This is a genomic window from Kineosporia sp. R_H_3 (assembly GCF_002198675.1).
Taxonomy (GTDB): domain Bacteria; phylum Actinomycetota; class Actinomycetes; order Actinomycetales; family Kineosporiaceae; genus R-H-3.
This window is the reverse complement of sequence record NZ_MWLL01000242.1, coordinates 26,451-39,120: the sequence shown is the minus strand read 5'-3', so window position 1 is coordinate 39,120 and position 12,670 is coordinate 26,451. Positions and strand designations below refer to the sequence as shown.

The window sequence follows — 12,670 nt, the reverse complement described above, 5'->3', positions numbered from 1 at the left end:
CGAGCACCGTGGCCGCAGGACGAGGGTGGCCCGTCGCCGCGGCGTTGTCGAGGGACGTCGGTCCGACGTCCCCGGCCGGGACTTGCGTTGCAGGGCCTCGCACGTCGTCGCGCGAGGTCGTGCCGGATGCCGCCGCCGGACGGGCCGCGCCGGGAGGCAGTGCAGTGAGGGTACTCATGGTGCGAGCCCGCTCACCGGCAGCCCCCGGGCCTCGGGCAGGTCGAGGGCGAGGTTCGCGGACTGGATCGCGCCGCCGGCGGTGCCCTTGGTGAGGTTGTCCTCGCAGGCCACGACGACGACCCGGCCCGTCCGGGCGTCGACCGCGACCTGGAGCAGGACGGTGTTCGCGCCGAGCGTGTCGGCCGTCCGCGGCCAGCGGCCCTCGGGCAGGACGTGGACGAAGGGCTCGTCGGCGTACTGCTCGACCCAGGCGGCGCGGACGGCGGCCGAGTCGGACGGCGCGCCCGCCGCGAGCCGCGCCGTGCAGGTCGCGATGATGCCGCGGGCCATCGGCGCGAGCGTCGGGGTGAACGAGACGGAGACCGGCGCCCCGGCGGCGAGGCCGAGGTTCTGCTCCATCTCGGGGGTGTGCCGGTGGACGCCGCCGACCCCGTACGGGCTCATCGAGCCCATCACCTCGCTGCCGAGCAGGTTCGCCTTGACGGCCCGGCCGGCACCCGAGGTGCCGCTCGCCGCGACGACGACGACGTCCGGCTCGAGCAGGCCCGCGGCGAAGCCGGGCGCGAGGGCCAGGCTCACCGCCGTCGGGTAGCAGCCGGGCACGGCGACCCGGCGGGCCCCGGCGAGGGTCTCGCGCTGGGTCGAGCCGTCGGCCCGGACCAGCTCGGGCAGGCCGTACGGCCACGTGCCGGCGTGGTCGCTGCCGTAGAACTCCTTCCACGCGAGGGGGTCGGAGAGCCGGTGGTCCGCGCCGCAGTCGACGACGACGACGTCCGGCGGGAGCTCGGCGGCGATGGGGCCGCTGGCACCGTGCGGCAGCGCGAGGAAGACGAGGTCGTGACCCGCGAGGTGCTCGGCGTCGGTCGGCACGAGGACCCGGTCGGTGAGCTGCGGCAGGTGCGGCTGGTGGTCGCCGAGCAGGCTTCCGGCGCTGGACGCGGCGGTCAGGGCGCCGATCTCGATGTCGGGGTGACCGAGCAGGAGCCGGAGCAGCTCACCGCCCGCGTACCCGCTCGCGCCCGCTACCGCCGCCCGGATCGCCATGACGCATGACTATACATCGGAGCGCATGTTCATGCACGCATCGGCCGGCCCGGCGTGCTCCTCACCAGGCTACCCCGACCGGTCAGACGTCCCGCAGGACGTACCGGCCGGTCCCGAGGCGTTTCGCCTCGTACATGGCCAGGTCGGCGCGGTGCAGCAGGTCCCCCGCCCCGGTGAGCCGCGCGGGGTCGGCCGCGACGACCCCGCCGACGCTCGCACCGACGCGCACCGAGACGGGCTCGTGGTCGTCGGACCGGCCGTCGAGGCGCACCGGCTCGGCGACGGCGTCGACGACCCGGCGGGCGACGACGTCCGCGTCCGCCGCACGGCCGTGCACGACGAGCGCGAACTCGTCGCCGCCGATCCGTGCGACGAGGTCGCCCTCCCGGACGCACCCGCCGAGCCGGCGAGCGACGACCTCGAGCACCCGGTCCCCCGTCGCGTGCCCGTAGGCGTCGTTGACCGGCTTGAACCCGTCGAGGTCGAGGACGAGGAGCACGAGCCGGTCGTCCTCGCCCGCGGTGCCGATGGCCGCCTCGAGCACCTCCTCGAAGCGGGCCCGGTTCGCCAGGCCGGTCAACGGGTCGTGGAACGCCTGGTGCCGGAGCCTGCCGGCGAGCCGGTCCCGGTCGCGCAGCGCCCGGTCCAGCTCGACGACCACGACGACCTGGCGGGCGACGACGAGCGCCGTGACGCAGACCGCACCCGTCGCGGCGACCCACGCCGGCCCGTCGAGCCCGCGGACGGCGAGCGCCCGGACGAGCAGCGCGTTCGAGATCGCGACGGCCAGGAAGGGCACCAGCGCCAGCCGGCGCGGACCGGCCCGCCCGTCCCCCGCACCCGTCCGGACGTGCGCGAGCTGGACGGTGGCCGCTGCGGCGAGCAGCCCGTTCGCCGCGACGTGCAGCAGGAGCAGCGCGGACAGCCGGCCGTGGGCCACGAGCCCGGGACCGACCGCCTGGAGGACGGCCTCCGCACCCGCCGCCGCGACGAGCAGCAGACCGGCCGGCAACGAGAAGGGCCGGACCTGGCCGAGCGCGACCTTGGCGACGGCGAAGGTCGCGACGATGAACAGACCCGGCCCGGTGAGGACGGCGAGCAGGGTGTCCGTCCGGCTCGACCCGACGGTCACGCCCATGAGGTACGTGCCGCAGGTCGCCGCCACGGCCAGGACGATCACGAGGTCGAGGCAGAACCGCACCGCCGCCCGTCGCGAGCCCAGCCGCAGCGGTTCGAGCAGGAAGACGACGATGACGACGCCGGTCCCGGCGAGCACGAGCAACCCCTGCACCGGGACGCCCACGGCGACGGCGAGCGTCACCTCCGGGCGGGTCGCGACGACGACGAGCTGGACGGCGTCCCCGACGAGGAAGACGAGTCCGGCGACCGCGGCACCGCGCCAGACCCGGCGCGTCGCCGGCCCCGTCGTCGGCGTCCGGACGACCTGCCACGCGCGCACGGCGAGGGTGAGGTGGACGGCGACGAGCAGGACCCAGGCGAGGACGACCCGGACGCGCAGCGGGCCCAGCCCGGCGAGGAGCACGACGGCCGGACCGACACCCGCCGCCGCCGCGAGCAGCGCGGGCGCTCCGCCCGCCCGGGGCCGCGCCGCAGCGCGCAGGGTCGTCACCGACGGGATCACGGTGCTCCTCGCAAGGCAGCCCGATGACCTGGCCGGCGCGGGGCCACGCACCGGTCACCCGGGACCCTGGCTGTCCCGGGACCGGGCAATCTAGCCGGTATCGATCACATCCGGGGCCGTCCCGCCGGGATCCACGCATGCCGCCCGGCGGCGAAGGGCTCCGGGCGTCAGCGGCCGACCGGGTCGCCCGGACCGTACGCGTGGATGCCGAGCGTGCGCGCGTAGCGGCCACGGCCGCCGTCCGACGACGCTGCCGCCGCGAGGCTGCCGGGGGTGTCCAGCCCGGCCCGCAGGAAGCATCCCGACCAGGCGTCGAGGTCGCCGCGGGCCGCGGCGGCGACGAGCGCGACGAGGTCGGCGGGCTCGGTCCACTCGGTGCGGTCCGCGTGCAGGGCCATGGCGGCGGTCATGTCGGTGCGGACCGTCCCCGGGGAGATCTCGAAGGCCCGCAGACCCCGGTCGGCGCCCGCGAGGTGCAGGTTGCCCGCGATCCGCATGAGCCCGGCCTTCGCGGCGCAGTAGGCGGAGTAGATCGCGCGGTCCTCGGCACCGGCTCCCGAGCTGAGGTCGACGACCCGGCCGCCGCCGCGCGCGAGCATCCCGGGGACCACGGCGCGGACGCAGTGGAAGGGGCCGCGCAGGTCGACCTCGACGACCCGCCACCAGTCGTCCGGGTCCGCCTCCCACACGGGCACCTCGACCGGGTCGATGACGCCGGCGTTGTTGACGAGCAGGTCCGCGGGCCCGAGCGCGGCCTCGAGCGCGGCGACGGCCGCGACCACCTCGGGGTACACGGCGACGTCGCCGGCGGCCACCGCGACGGTGCCGCCTCCGGCCCGGATCGCATCGGCCACGGGCGCGGCGCGCGCGGCGTCGCGGACGAGCAGCCCGACGGCCAGGCCGTCGGCGGCGAGCCCCTCGGCGACCGCCCGGCCCAGGCCCCGGTTGCCGCCGGTCACGAGAGCGACACGGGCGGGCGGCGGGGCGGTCGGGCTCGTCATGGTGCCAGCCTGCCAGCCGTGCCGCGCCGCTGCGCCGCGGTGGCCGCGCCCGTGGGGGACGTGTCCCGGTCCCGGTGCGGCGGCGTCAGCAGCCTGCGCCGCGCGTGCGCTGGGCGGCGAGCGCCGCCGTCCGGGCGGAGCCGGTGAGCAGCTTCGGGCGGCCGGAGACGATGACCGCCGGGTCCCAGGCGGTGCTCCTCACCCCGCGGGCGGTCACGGTGAGCGACAGGACGCCGGTCTGCGCACCCGCACCCGGCCGGGCGTAGAAGACGAAGTTCCCCATCCCGTAGTGCACGACCGCGCCGGAGACCTTCGTCTGGGGCTGCAGGACGTGGGCGTGGCTGCCGACGACCGCGTCGGCGCCCGCCGAGGCGAGCGTGCGGGCGACGTCGGCCTGCCGGGCCGTCGGGCAGGTGCGGCGCTCGACGCCCCAGTGGAGCAGGACGACGACCACCTCGACGCCGTCGGCCTTCTCCGCCCGCACGGCGCGGGCGAGCCGGGCCAGCCCGGTGCCCTTCGTCGTCGCCAGGCCCGCCCGGGACGCGGTCGCGGGCCACGTCGTCGTGGCGAACGAGTCGAGGACGTCGGTCGCGGCGAAGACGGAGACCCGCACGCCTCGGATCGTCCGGCGCAGCGGTGCGAAGGCCGCCGCCGAGTCCGCGCCGGCACCGAGAACGGGGAAGGACGCGGCCTTCGCCGCGGCGAGCGAGTCCCGCAGGCCGACGCGCCCGTAGTCCATGCCGTGGTTGTTCGCCATGCTCACGGCGTCGACGCCCGCCGTCCGCAGCGCCGCGAAGGCCTTCGGCGGCGCACGGAACGTGTACTGCTTCGGCTCCGGGGTGCCGCGGGTCGTGACGGCGGTCTCGAGGTTGACGACCGCGAGGTCGGCGGCCTTCAGCACCTTCGCCGCGGACCCGAGGTTGCCGTCCAGGGCCGCCTCGGAGGCCCCCTCGAAGTGGACGTCCCCGGCGAACGCGAGGACGACCGGCTTCGGGTCGCGGACCGGGAGCGCGGTGGCGTCGCGGCCGGTCACGACGAGCACCGAGCCGACGAGGGCCGTGACGAGGAGCGCCCCCGCGGCCCGGACCACCGTCGGGCCCGGGCGGCGTGCGGATGCCGTCGCATGTCTCACGGCGCGCACTGTACGGATCAGCCCCGCGGCACCTGGTGCACCGCGCCGGGACACGCCGCGCGGCGGGCCGCTCAGCAGGCGGCGCCGCGCTCCTCCTGTGCCCGCGCGGCCGCGGTCCTCTCCGCGCCCGTCAGCAGCACCGGGCGACCCGCGCGGATGACGGCGGGCGCCCAGGTGCTGCCGCGCAGGCCGGCTCCGGTGACGGTCACGGTGAGGACGCCCGACTGCACGGCCGCCCCGCCCTTGGCGTAGAAGACGAAGTTGCCCAGCCCGTAGGCGACGAGGGTGCGCCCCACGGTCGTCTGTGGCTGGAGCACGTGCGCGTGGCTGCCGACGACGGCGTCGGCGCCGGCCTCCGCGAGCGCCCGGGCGACCTCCTCCTGCCGGGTCGTCGGGCAGGTGCGCCGCTCGACGCCCCAGTGCGTCATGACGACGACGACGTCGGCCCTGCGGGCCGCGCCGCCGGCCTTCTCGGCCCGGACGGCGTCCGCCAGCCGGGCCAGCCCGGCGTCCTTCACCGAGGCCAGCCCGGGCCGCTGCGGGGCGGCGGGCCAGGAGGTGACCGCGAAGGAGTCCAGGACGTCGGTGGCGGCGAAGACCGACACCTTCACGCCGCGGACGGTGCGGCGCAGCGGGGCGAACGCGGCGGCGTCGTCGGCGCCGCGTTCGCCNCGGCGGCGTCGTCGGCGCCGGCACCGACGACGGCGACCTGCGCGGCGCGGGCCGCGGCGAGGGAGTCGACGAGCCCGGCCCGGCCGTAGTCCATGCCGTGGTTGTTCGCCATGCTCACGGCGTCGACCCCGGCGTCCGCGAGCGCCGTGAACGCCCGGGCCGGCGCGCGGAAGGCGTACTGCTTGGGCTGCCGGTCGCCGCCGGCCGTCACCGCCGTCTCCAGGTTGACGACCGCGAGGTCGGCGTCCGCCAGGACGCGTGCCGCCTCCCCCAGCCCGTCGTCGAGCGCCGCGGCCGACGAGCCCTCGAAGTGGACGTCCCCCGCGAACGCGAGCGTCACGGCGCTCGTCGACGGGGCGGCAGCGGGCCCCGGGCGGCCGGCGTCGGCCCGGACCACACCGACCACGGCGACGACGACCACCGCCGACGCGGCGAGCAGCGCCAGGACGTACGGCAGCGGCACGCCGCGCCGGCCGCGGGCACGGCGCACCGGCCCACGGACCGGTCCGCCGCGCGTCGCCATACGGCGGACGATACGTACCGGCTGTCCCTTTCGCGCGCGCGACGCGCGGGCAGGCACGCCGGACGGGTCAGGCGCCCCGGAGCACCGCCCCGGTGCGTGCGCCGGCCTCGGCGACCGCCGCGTCCCGGACGGCCGCCGCCTCGGCGGCCGTCAGGGTGCGGTCCGGGGCCCGCAGCCGCAGCGCGAACGCGAGCGACTTGCGGCCCTCGCCGACCTGGGGGCCGGTGTAGACGTCGAAGAGCCGGACGCTCTCGAGCAGGCTGCCGCCCCCGTCGCGCAGCGCGGCCTCGACGGCCGCGGACGGGACCGCCTCGTCGACGACGAGCGCGACGTCCTCCTTCGCGAGCGGGAACGTCGGCACCGGGACCGCGCGCCGCAGCTCGCCGGACGCCGCGACGAGGACGTCGAGGTCGACCTCCGCAGCGACGGTCCGGGCGGGCAGCGACAGCGCCGAGACGACCTTGGGGTGCAGCTCGCCCGCGTGGCCGACGAGGGTGCCGTCGACCTCGAGGCGGGCGCACCGGCCGGGGTGCCACGGCGCGTGGCCGCCGTCCTGGGTGACCGTCACGTCGACGCCGAGGGTACGGCCGACGAGCAGGGCGGCGTCGAGGGCGTCGGTCCAGTCCGCGGGCCGGGCCGGGCCGTACCAGCCGGGCAGCACCCGGTTGCCGGCCATGACGATCGCGACCCGGCGCGGCTGCGGCGGCACCGCGGCCTGCAGCGCCGCGAGGTCGCCGTCCGCCGGCAGGACGCCGACCGGCAGCTGCGGGGCGACGGCGTCGAGCCGCTCCGGCCGGGTCACGAGACCGGTCTCGAAGAGCGCGACGTCGGTGGCGCCGCGGCCGACGTTGCGGCGCAGTGCGTCGAGCAGCGTCGCGAGCAGCGACGTCCGCATCTCGGGCTGCTCGTCGGAGAGCGGGTTCGCGAGCCGGACCGCCCGGCGGCGGGCGTCGTCCGCGTCGAGGCCGAAGGCGTCGTGCACCTCGGGCGCGACGAACGGGTAGGTGAGGACCTCGACGATGCCGTGCTCGGCGAGCGCCCGGGACACCGAGCGGCGCGCGGTCTGGCTGTGGCTCAGACCGCGGCCGGCCGGGGCGACCGGGAGCACCGACGGGATGGCGTCGTAGCCGACGAGCCGGGCGACCTCCTCGACGAGGTCGACGGGGATCCGCAGGTCGGGCCGCCACGAGGGCGGCGTGACCGAGAGCGTCGCGTCGCCGGCCGGGGTGACCCGGCAGTCGATCCGCTCGAGGTGCGCGACGACGTCCTCACGGGTCAGCGGAACGCCGATGACCCGTTCGGCGAGCCCGACGGGCAGCTCGATCGCGGGCACCGGGACGCGCTCGTCGACGTCCGTGACGGCAGCGGCCTCGCCACCGCCGTGCTCGACGAGGAGCCGGACGGCGAGCTCCGCGGCCCGGTCGGCGAGGTCGGTGTCGACCCCGCGCTCGAAGCGGCGGCTCGCCTCGGTGGAGAGCTTGTGCCGGCGCGCCGTGCGCGCGACGGTGATCGGGTCGAAATGCGCGGCCTCGACGAGCACGTCGGTCGTGGCGTCCGTCACCTCGCTGCTCGCACCGCCCATGACGCCGGCGAGGGCCAGCACGCGGGCGCCGCCGTCGTCGGTGATGAGCAGGTCCTCGGGGTCGAGGGTGCGCTCGACGTCGTCGAGCGTCGTGAGCTTCTCGCCCGCCCTCGCCCGCCGCACCACGATCGGCGCGGTGAGCCGGTGCAGGTCGAAGGCGTGCAGCGGCTGGCCGACGGCGAGCATGACGTAGTTCGTCACGTCGACCGCGAGCGAGATCGGGCGCATGCCGGCCTGCTCGAGGCGGCGCTGCATCCACGCCGGCGACGGCCGGGTCGGGTCGACGCCGCGGACCACCCGCGCGACGTAGCGGTCGCACCCGGGAATGCCGTGGATCGGGGCGTCGTCCGCGAGCCGGACCTCGAACCCGTCGTCCGTCGGCTTCGGGACGTCGACCGCGGCCGGGTCGGTGAAGGCCGCGCCGGTGCTCAGCGCGTAGTCGCGGGCGACGCCGCGCACGCTCAGCGCGTAGCCGCGGTCGGGCGTGACGTTGACCTCGACGGTCTCCTCGCCGAGGCCGAGCAGGGCGATGGCGTCGGCACCGACGGGGGCGTCGTCCAGCCCCCACTCGACGAGCCGGATGATCCCGTCGTGGTCGTCACCGAGGCCGAGCTCGCGGGCCGAGCAGATCATGCCGTCGGAGACGTGGCCGTACGTCTTGCGCGCGGCGATCGGGAACGGGCCGGGCAGCACGGCGCCGGGCAGGACGACGACGACCTTGTCCCCGACGACGAAGTTGTGCGCGCCGCAGACGATGCCGCGCGGGCTGCGCGTGCCGTCCGGGTTCTCGACGTTGAGGTCGCCGACGTCGAGGGAGCACCAGCGGACGACCTTGCCGTTCTTCTGCGGCTCGTCGACGAACTCGAGGACGCGGCCGACGACGAGCGGGCCGGTGACGCCGCCGCCGTGGATGCCCTCCTCCTCGAGGCCGACCCGCACGAGGTCGGCCGCGACCTGCTCGCCGGTGGCACCCGCGGGCAGCGCGGCGTACTCCGCGAGCCAGGGAAGCGGAACTCGCATCACAGACCCATTCCGTAGTGGAGGCTGAAGCGGACGTCGCCCTCGACCATGTCGCGCATGTCCTCGATGCCGTGCCGGAACATCAGGGTGCGCTCGAGGCCCATGCCGAAGGCGAAGCCCTGGTAGCGCTCGGGGTCGACGCCGCAGGCGGAGAGCACGTTCGGGTGGACCATGCCGCAGCCGCCCCACTCGATCCAGCCGGTGCCGCCGCAGGTGCGGCAGCCGGTGTCGGCGCCGGCGCAGACGAAGCAGCGCAGGTCGAACTCGGCCGACGGCTCGGTGAACGGGAAGAACGAGGGCCGCCAGCGGGTCACGGCGTCCGGCCCGAACATCGCGCGGGCGAAGTGGTCCAGGGTGCCCCGCAGGTGCGCCATCGTCAGGCCCTCGTCGACGGCGAGGCCCTCGACCTGGTGGAAGACCGGCGTGTGCGTCGCGTCGAGCTCGTCGGTGCGGAACACCTTGCCGGGCACGCAGACGTACACCGGGACGCCGCGCTCGAGGAGCGTGCGCGCCTGCACCGGCGACGTGTGCGTGCGCAGGACGAGACCGCTGCTCGGCGGGTCGACGAAGAAGGTGTCCTGCATCTGCCGGGCCGGGTGGTCCGGGCCGAAGTTCAGGGCGTCGAAGTTGAACCACTCGGCCTCGAGCTCCGGGCCCTCGGCGACCTCCCAGCCCATCGCGACGAAGACGTCCGCGACCTGCTCGGCGAGGGTCTGCAGCGGGTGCCGGGCACCGCGCGGCGTCCGCTCGACGGGCAGCGTGACGTCGACGGCCTCCTCGACGAGGACGCGTGCGTCCCGCTCGGCCTCGAGCTCGGTCTGCCGGGCCGCGAGCGCGGCGTTGACCCGCCCGCGCGCCTGGCCGACCCGCTTGCCGGCGTCGGCCCGTGCGGCCGGCGGCAGCGCCCCGATCTCGCGGTTCGCGAGGGCGATCGGGCTGCGGTCACCGGCGTGGTCGAGCCGGGCCTGCTTGAGCTCGTCGAGGGTGCCGGCCTCGGCGATCGCGGCGAGCGCGTCGGCAACGAAGCGCTCGATCTCGGCGTCGCCGAGCGTCGCGACCTCGACCGGGTCGTACTGCGTGTTGGGTCCAGACATGGGGTGTCGTCGTCCAGTCAGTCAGGTTTCGGGTGCCGCGCATCCGCGTCCGCCGGCCGGACCGACGGCTCGGCGGCGGCTGCCCCGAGTCTCCCAGATGTGCGGGGTCGCTCGCGCCCGGGTTACCGGCGCCTCAGAGCGGGCGGTGGGCGCGGGCGGCCGCGTAGAGGCAGACCGTCGCGGCGGTGCCGAGGTTGAGGCTCTCCGCCTGGCCGTGGACCGGGACCCGGACGACGCCGTCGGCGAGCGCCCGGTCGGCCTCGGGCAGGCCCCAGGCCTCGTTGCCGAAGACCCAGGCGACCGGGCCGGCCAGCCCGCCGGACACGTCGGGGGCGGTGCCGGCGCGGCGGGAGTCCTCGGCGGCGTCGAGGAGGACGTCGAGGTCGAGGTCGCCGGCGCCGTCCGCCGCGTAGACGGTGAGACCGGCGGTGCGCAGGGCGGCGACCGCGTCGGCGAGCGGGACGCCGGTGACGACGGGGAGGTGGAACAGGCTGCCGGCGGTCGACCGGACGCACTTGGGGTTGTGGACGTCGACGCTCGCGTCGGTGAGGACGACGGCGTCGGCGCCGGCGGCGTCCGCGGCGCGGATCACCGTGCCGGCGTTGCCGGGGTCGCGGACGTGCGCGAGGACGGCGACGAGCCGCGGCCGGCGGGCGACGACGTCCGCGAGCGGGACGTCGACGAGCCGGCAGACCGCGAGCAGGCCCTGCGGCGTGACGGTGTCCGTCATCGCCGCCATCACCTCGTCGGTGACGGGGACGGGGTCGACGCCACGCGCGCGGGCCGCGTCGAGGATCGCGGCGTGCCGGTCGGCGGCGTCGTCCGTCACGTAGAGCGCGATGACCCCGGGACCGGCGACCGCCTCCCGGACGGCCTGCGGCCCCTCGACGGCGAACCGGCCCTCACGCACACGTGCGGAGCGCCCGGAGAGCCTGCGCACCGCCTTCACCCGGTCGGACCGGGGGTTGGCGAGCGGCGCAGGCCCCGGGCGCTCCGGGACGTGCATGGTGACGTTCAGTGCTGTGCCGTACGGCGCGGGACGACGGTGCTCAGGCCGCGGGCTCGGCGGCCGGCGTCGCCGGCAGCGCCGCCTTCGCCGTCGCGACGAGCGCGGTGAAGGCCGCCGCGTCGTTGACCGCGAGCTCGGCGAGCATGCGGCGGTCGACCTCGACACCCGCGGCCTTGAGGCCCTGGATGAAGCGGTTGTAGGTCATGCCGTTCTGGCGCGCAGCGGCGTTGACGCGCTGGATCCAGAGCCGGCGGAAGTCGCCCTTGCGGGCGCGGCGGTCGCGGTAGGCGTAGCCGAGGGAGTGGGTGACCTGCTCCTTGGCCTTGCGGTAGAGCCGGGACCGCTGGCCCCGGTAGCCGCTGGCGAGCTCGAGGGTCTCCCGGCGCTTCTTCTGGGCGTTGACCGCCCGCTTGACGCGTGCCACGTCGATTCTCCTTGGTACGTCAGCTGCAGTGCTGCAGCGGGGAAGGCTGCTGAGGGCAGGTGTCGGCGCATCGGGCGGTGGCCGCTGAGGTCGCGGCCACGCCCGGCCGGCTCACAGGCCGAGGAGGCGCTTGATGCCCTTGGCGTTGGCCGGGGCCAGCGCGACGTCCTGGGCGAGGCGCCGCGTCCGCTTGGACGCCTTGCTCTCGAACAGGTGGCGGCGGTTGGCCTGCTCGCGCATGACCTTGCCCTTCCCGGTGACCCGGAAGCGCTTCTTCGCGCCGCTGTGCGTCTTCATCTTCGGCATGGCTGCCGTACTCCCTCGTCCGGGCGCCCCGGGGGCGCCCTCGTCCGGTCGGGCCGCGCTCGGCGCACGGCTCGATGGTGCTGTGGTGCGGAGGTGGTTCCTGTGGTGCGTCGTGCTGCTCCGGTGGCCGCCGGCCGCCGGGCTCACGCCTCGGCGGACTCGGTGACCGTCACGTCCGCGACGTGCTCCTCGGCGCCCTGCGGCGCGTCGGCACGGTCCTCGCTCTTGCGGGCCCGCATCTCGGCCTTGGCCTCGGCCTTCTTCTTGTGCGGCCCGATCACCATGACCATGTTGCGGCCGTCCCGGGTCGGCGAGCTCTCGACGAACCCGAGCTCAGCGACGTCCGCCGCCATCCGCTGCAGGAGCCGCTCGCCCATCTCGGGGCGGGACTGCTCACGGCCACGGAACATGATCATGACCTTGACCTTGTCGCCGGCCCGGAGGAACCGCTCGACGTGGCCCTTCTTCGTGCCGTAGTCGTGCGGGTCGATCTTGAGCCGGAGCCGGATCTCCTTGAGGACGGTGTTGGCCTGGTTGCGCCGGGCCTCACGCGCCTTCATGTCCGACTCGTACTTGAACTTGCCGAAGTCCATGAGCTTGCAGACCGGCGGGCGCGCCTGCGGGGCGACCTCGACGAGGTCGAGGTCGGCCTCCTGGGCCAGCTGCAGCGCCTGCTCGATGCGGACGATCCCGACCTGTTCCCCGTTGGGGCCGACCAGCCGCACCTCGGGGACACGGATACGGTCGTTGATCCTCGGCTCGCTGATGTGGTGCTCCTTCTCACGTCGGTGGGACCACCGCGCACGAGAAAGGCTCCCGGACGCGGACGCACGGGAGCCTCGAGGACCACGGCCACGGCAGCGACGCCGTGACTCGGCCCTGCCGACCACGGCAGGGCGACCACGCCCGGAGGCGTGGCCTGGACCGGAACCCGGACCGCTTCGGTGCTGCGGTGACAGGTGGGAGAGACTCCACTTGCGTACCAGGCCTAGACCTGGTCGGTCAGTCCCACAGACTACCAGCACCCGGGGCAGGGTCCGA

12 protein-coding genes are annotated in these 12,670 nt (G+C 76.0%); all 12 read right to left on the bottom strand.

Features of this window, described 5'->3' with window-relative positions; all coding sequences use genetic code 11:
- Positions 1 to 174: 174 nt before the first annotated feature.
- Complete coding sequence (gene argC, locus ECOMGDLI_RS30385; protein WP_088320564.1) at positions 175 to 1,224, bottom strand: N-acetyl-gamma-glutamyl-phosphate reductase; 1,050 nt, start codon at positions 1,222 to 1,224, stop codon at positions 175 to 177.
- Between the two features lie 82 nt (positions 1,225 to 1,306).
- Positions 1,307 to 2,866, bottom strand: a complete 1,560-nt coding sequence (locus tag ECOMGDLI_RS30380) for a GGDEF domain-containing protein (RefSeq protein WP_088320563.1) — start codon at positions 2,864 to 2,866, stop codon at positions 1,307 to 1,309.
- A gap of 167 nt (positions 2,867 to 3,033) precedes the next feature.
- Positions 3,034 to 3,867, bottom strand: coding sequence for an SDR family NAD(P)-dependent oxidoreductase (locus ECOMGDLI_RS30375; RefSeq protein WP_088320562.1), 834 nt, complete (start codon positions 3,865 to 3,867; stop codon positions 3,034 to 3,036).
- Positions 3,868 to 3,952: 85 nt separating this feature from the next.
- Complete coding sequence (locus ECOMGDLI_RS30370; protein ID WP_198955322.1) at positions 3,953 to 4,999, bottom strand: CapA family protein; 1,047 nt, start codon at positions 4,997 to 4,999, stop codon at positions 3,953 to 3,955.
- Positions 5,000 to 5,070: 71 nt separating this feature from the next.
- Positions 5,071 to 5,604 (bottom strand): CapA family protein, encoded by a 534-nt coding sequence (locus tag ECOMGDLI_RS37085; RefSeq protein WP_369812811.1) that lies wholly within the window; start codon positions 5,602 to 5,604, stop codon positions 5,071 to 5,073.
- A gap of 67 nt (positions 5,605 to 5,671) precedes the next feature.
- Positions 5,672 to 6,194, bottom strand: a 523-nt coding sequence (locus ECOMGDLI_RS37080) for a CapA family protein (protein ID WP_369812809.1), incomplete at its 3' end; no start/stop codon positions are given.
- A gap of 67 nt (positions 6,195 to 6,261) precedes the next feature.
- Positions 6,262 to 8,796 carry a phenylalanine--tRNA ligase subunit beta gene (gene pheT, locus ECOMGDLI_RS30355; RefSeq protein WP_198955321.1) on the bottom strand — a complete coding sequence of 845 codons (2,535 nt, stop codon included), beginning with the start codon at positions 8,794 to 8,796 and terminating at the stop codon, positions 6,262 to 6,264.
- Positions 8,796 to 9,890 carry a phenylalanine--tRNA ligase subunit alpha gene (gene pheS / locus ECOMGDLI_RS30350; protein ID WP_088320558.1) on the bottom strand — a complete coding sequence of 365 codons (1,095 nt, stop codon included), beginning with the start codon at positions 9,888 to 9,890 and terminating at the stop codon, positions 8,796 to 8,798. The genes pheT and pheS overlap by 1 nt, the downstream gene beginning before the upstream one ends.
- A gap of 133 nt (positions 9,891 to 10,023) precedes the next feature.
- A complete protein-coding gene (locus ECOMGDLI_RS30345; RefSeq protein ID WP_088320557.1) occupies positions 10,024 to 10,896 on the bottom strand; it encodes an RNA methyltransferase in 873 nt (290 codons plus the stop codon).
- Between the two features lie 43 nt (positions 10,897 to 10,939).
- A complete protein-coding gene (gene rplT, locus ECOMGDLI_RS30340) occupies positions 10,940 to 11,323 on the bottom strand; it encodes a 50S ribosomal protein L20 (RefSeq protein ID WP_088320556.1) in 384 nt (127 codons plus the stop codon).
- 111 nt (positions 11,324 to 11,434) lie between these two features.
- Positions 11,435 to 11,629 carry a 50S ribosomal protein L35 gene (gene rpmI / locus ECOMGDLI_RS30335; protein WP_088320555.1) on the bottom strand — a complete coding sequence of 65 codons (195 nt, stop codon included), beginning with the start codon at positions 11,627 to 11,629 and terminating at the stop codon, positions 11,435 to 11,437.
- Positions 11,630 to 11,772: 143 nt separating this feature from the next.
- Positions 11,773 to 12,396, bottom strand: coding sequence for a translation initiation factor IF-3 (infC, locus tag ECOMGDLI_RS30330; RefSeq protein ID WP_088320574.1), 624 nt, complete (start codon positions 12,394 to 12,396; stop codon positions 11,773 to 11,775).
- Positions 12,397 to 12,670: the final 274 nt, after the last annotated feature.

Bases quoted from the DNA above. Each gene is read 5' to 3' on its own strand.
- rpmI (WP_088320555.1), bottom strand. From the start codon at position 11,629: ATGCCGAAGATGAAGACGCACAGCGGCGCGAAGAAGCGCTTCCGGGTC.
- pheT (WP_198955321.1), bottom strand. From the start codon at position 8,796: ATGCGAGTTCCGCTTCCCTGGCTCGCGGAGTACGCCGCGCTGCCCGCG.
- argC (WP_088320564.1), bottom strand. From the start codon at position 1,224: ATGGCGATCCGGGCGGCGGTAGCGGGCGCGAGCGGGTACGCGGGCGGT.
- pheS (WP_088320558.1), bottom strand. From the start codon at position 9,890: ATGTCTGGACCCAACACGCAGTACGACCCGGTCGAGGTCGCGACGCTC.
- ECOMGDLI_RS30375 (WP_088320562.1), bottom strand. From the start codon at position 3,867: ATGACGAGCCCGACCGCCCCGCCGCCCGCCCGTGTCGCTCTCGTGACC.
- ECOMGDLI_RS30345 (WP_088320557.1), bottom strand. From the start codon at position 10,896: ATGCACGTCCCGGAGCGCCCGGGGCCTGCGCCGCTCGCCAACCCCCGG.